Source organism: Phytoactinopolyspora endophytica (assembly GCF_004138495.1).
Taxonomy (GTDB): Bacteria; Actinomycetota; Actinomycetes; order Jiangellales; family Jiangellaceae; genus Phytoactinopolyspora; species Phytoactinopolyspora endophytica.
The window spans coordinates 124075-126615 of sequence record NZ_ML142850.1 but is presented as its reverse complement, the minus strand read 5'-3'; the positions used below and the strand labels follow the sequence as shown (position 1 = coordinate 126615).

Genomic DNA, 2541 nt, shown 5'->3' with positions numbered 1-2541 from the left:
CCTCCTCTCGCTTGACCTTCCAGCGTACTGGAAGCCATACGGTCATAGCCGTGATGTACAGACCGGTGAACTCAGGCCCGCACCGATCGATTGGTGCCCGTAGCGCCGCGTCGTGGGACCTCGCGATCGTCGGCTCGGGGTCGGCTGCCTTCGCTGCGGCCATCCGCGCCCGCGACCTCGGAGCGCGAGTGGTTATGGTGGAGCGCTCCACGATCGGAGGCACGTGTGTCAACGTCGGCTGCGTGCCGTCGAAGGCACTGATCCGCGCAGGCGAGGTTCATCACCTGGCGGCTGAGCATGGCTTCGCCGGTGTGCGCACGAGCGCGGAACCTGTTGACCTTCGAGCTCTGGTGGCGCAGAAGGACGAACTGGTCGCGACATTGCGGCAGGAGAAATACGAGGACCTGATCGCCGAGTACGGCCTCGACCTCCTCCGGGGAGACGGCGTGTTCACCGCTCCAGATGTATTGACCGTGGACGGCGAGCACCTTCGCGCCGGCGCGTACCTGATCGCCGCCGGCGCCGCCCCGGCCGCTCCGCCGATCCCGGGCCTCGCGGAGGCCGGCTATCTCACCTCGGACACGGCCCTCGATCTGGATACGGTTCCGGGCTCGCTGGCGGTGGTCGGTGCGAACGCCGTGGGCCTCGAGCTCGGCCAGTTCTTCTCGCACATCGGTTCGCACGTGACGGTCTTCGACGTCATGGAGCGGATCGCGCCGTCCGAAGAGCCGGAGATCTCCGAAGCTCTGGCCGGTGTCTTGCGCGATCAGGGTTCGCACGTCCACACATCCGCCCAGATCACCAAGGTGGAGTCCGACGGCGACAAGCGCGTCGTCGTCGGTGTTGTCGACGGGCAGGAGTTCCGGGTCGTCGTCGATCACATCCTGGTCGCCACCGGCCGTCGCCCGAACACGGCCGGTCTCGGATTGGAAGCGGCCGGAATCGCCCTCGACGAGCGTGGCGCCGTCGTCGTCGACGAGTATCTGCGGACCAACCATCCGAACCTGTTCGCCGCCGGTGATGTCACGACGGCGCCGCAGTTCGTCTACGTGGCGGCACAGCAAGGTGCGCTCGCCGCCGAGAACGCGGTGAACGGTGCTCACCTTCGTCTGGACCTGGCAGGTCTGCCGCGGATCGTCTTCACCACACCGCAGATCGCCGCTGCTGGGCTCACCGAGGAGGTCGCCCTGGCCGCCGGGTATGCGGTGAAGACCTCCGTGCTGCCGCTGAGCGCCGTACCGCGCGCGCTGGTGAACCGCGAGACTCGGGGGCTGGTGAAGATCGTCGCCGACGAGGCGACCGACAAGGTGCTCGGTGTGCACATGCTCGCCGACGGCGCGGGCGAGGTGATCCAGAGCGGCGTCTACGCGATCAAGTTCGGGCTCACCACCGCCGACCTCGCCCAGACGTGGGCTCCGTACCTGACCATGGCCGAGGGTCTCAAGCTGGCCGCGCAGACGTTCACGCGCGACGTCGCCAAGCTCTCGTGCTGCGCCGTCTGAGAAGCATGGAGGATCGATGACAGAGCAGACGCCGGAGCTGACGTGCGGCCTCATCAACTTCTTCGGAACAGAGCACGCGGCACACGAATGGATCGGGCATCATCCGGAAGTCTCCGGGGTGCTGCTCAATCAAGCTGAGGCGCTCGTGTGCGGGATAGCCGAGTTCGGCACCCTCATGCGACCCGGGCGAGATTCAACAGCTCGTTGATCGGGCGGCCTCAGCCCTCGCGGACCGGTATATGCGTGACGTATTTGGGTCGACGGCGGCTACACCCAGCTGAAGGACCTGCTCTGAGCAGGAGGGCGCATCAGCCGCGTGTCGAAGCTTGCTGAACGAATATGTCGCGACAGCCTGCGGAGCAGAATCGGTAGGTCTCCCCATCGACGTCGGCGGTAATCGCCGTTGCTGGATCGACGTTCATGCCGCAGACGGGATCGATCGCTGTACGGTCGGTTTGCTGCCGGGTTTCGACGGCGACATGGAGATCGTCGGACACCGTCGGCCCTGGCGGGAGTGGCGCCGGCGTGAAGGCGCGCAGCCGGTTGGCGTTGGTGACCACCGACAGGGACGACAGCGCCATGGCGGCGGCCGCGATCATCGGGCTGAGCTGCAGTCCGATGAAGGGATAGAGCACGCCGGCGGCGACCGGGATGCCGATCGTGTTGTAGGCGAAGGCAAGCGTAAGGTTCTGCCGGATATTGCGCATGGTCGCGCGCGAGAGCTGGATTCCGGCGGTGATCCCGCTGAGCGCTCCGGAGACGAGGGTGACATCGGCGGCCTCGATGGCGATGTCGGTGCCGGTGCCGATGGCGAGACCGACGTCGGCCTGGGCCAAGGCGGGCGCGTCGTTGATGCCGTCGCCCACCATACCGACCCGGCGGCCTTCAGCCTGGAGGCGTTCGATCTCGGCGGCCTTGTGCTCTGGGAGTACCTCGGCGAGCACCCGGGTGATGCCGACCTGGCGGGCGATCGCCTCGGCGGTGCGGCGGTTGTCGCCGGTGATCATGACGACGTCGAGACCGAGCCGCTGCAGGGCGG

At 67.1% G+C, this 2541-nt stretch carries 3 protein-coding genes; 2 read left to right on the top strand and 1 reads right to left on the bottom strand.

Translation table 11 applies throughout. From position 1 onward, the window contains the following. Positions 1–53: 53 nt before the first annotated feature. Positions 54–1502, top strand: a complete 1449-nt coding sequence (gene merA, locus ELR45_RS03910) for a mercury(II) reductase (protein WP_129664196.1) — start codon at positions 54–56, stop codon at positions 1500–1502. A gap of 16 nt (positions 1503–1518) precedes the next feature. Further along, positions 1519–1710, top strand: coding sequence for an organomercurial lyase (gene merB, locus ELR45_RS03905; protein ID WP_129663635.1), 192 nt, complete (start codon positions 1519–1521; stop codon positions 1708–1710). Between the two features lie 100 nt (positions 1711–1810). Here merB and ELR45_RS36805 read toward each other — a convergent pair. Continuing rightward, the coding region (locus ELR45_RS36805; protein ID WP_205855858.1) for an HAD-IC family P-type ATPase at positions 1811–2541 on the bottom strand (731 nt) is incomplete at its 5' end.

Bases quoted from the DNA above. Each gene is read 5' to 3' on its own strand.
- merB (WP_129663635.1), top strand. From the start codon at position 1,519: ATGACAGAGCAGACGCCGGAGCTGACGTGCGGCCTCATCAACTTCTTC.
- merA (WP_129664196.1), top strand. From the start codon at position 54: ATGTACAGACCGGTGAACTCAGGCCCGCACCGATCGATTGGTGCCCGT.